Below are 561 nucleotides of genomic sequence, written 5' to 3' on the forward strand. Positions count from 1 at the left end.
CAAAGGCCAAATGAAGGGTGACCACGCCACTCGAACGGTCGCCGCGCAGTTCTATTCGCTGCTTATGTAAGGACTCCTAAGCGAATCGCCGCTTGCTCGTCATGGCTCCGTTATCGCGACACAACCCCGCGCCGCATCTCGGCGCTCGAGATGGCGGCCTCGCGTCAGGGCAAATGCATTAGGAGGGTGTCGGCAGGCAGCGGCCAACGGGCAGAACAGACCGTTCAACCATGCCGTAGACCAGGGAGTCGATGAAGAAATCGACCTCCCCAAATTTTGCACGCTCTCATCCAAAATGACGTAAAACTGTCCAGCACTGCTCGCCGCGCCTTATAAACTGGTCCTTCGGGGCAGACGACTTTATGTCATTTGACAGACGGCCACATGCAGCTTGCGCCATTTGCGGCGCGACTTCCCGCCGTGCTTGTCCTGCAGCCTGTGGCGCGACAATCTGGATGAGAGACGCGCGACAAACAAGATGAGAATGTCGCGGCGAGGTTGATGATGCCGATGTTGATTGACGCTGACAAGCGTTTGTTGATTGACGCTCGGCGCATGTTG

At 57.2% G+C, this 561-nt stretch carries 1 protein-coding gene; it reads right to left on the reverse strand.

Annotation, left to right across the window (positions count from 1 at the left end):
- Positions 1 to 360 precede the first annotated feature (360 nt).
- Positions 361 to 561 (reverse strand): hypothetical protein (locus tag GWC77_RS29305; RefSeq protein WP_217283466.1); only part of this gene is annotated, 201 nt, incomplete at its 5' end.

Source organism: Paraburkholderia sp. NMBU_R16 (assembly GCF_013282575.1).
Classification (GTDB): domain Bacteria; phylum Pseudomonadota; class Gammaproteobacteria; order Burkholderiales; family Burkholderiaceae; genus Trinickia.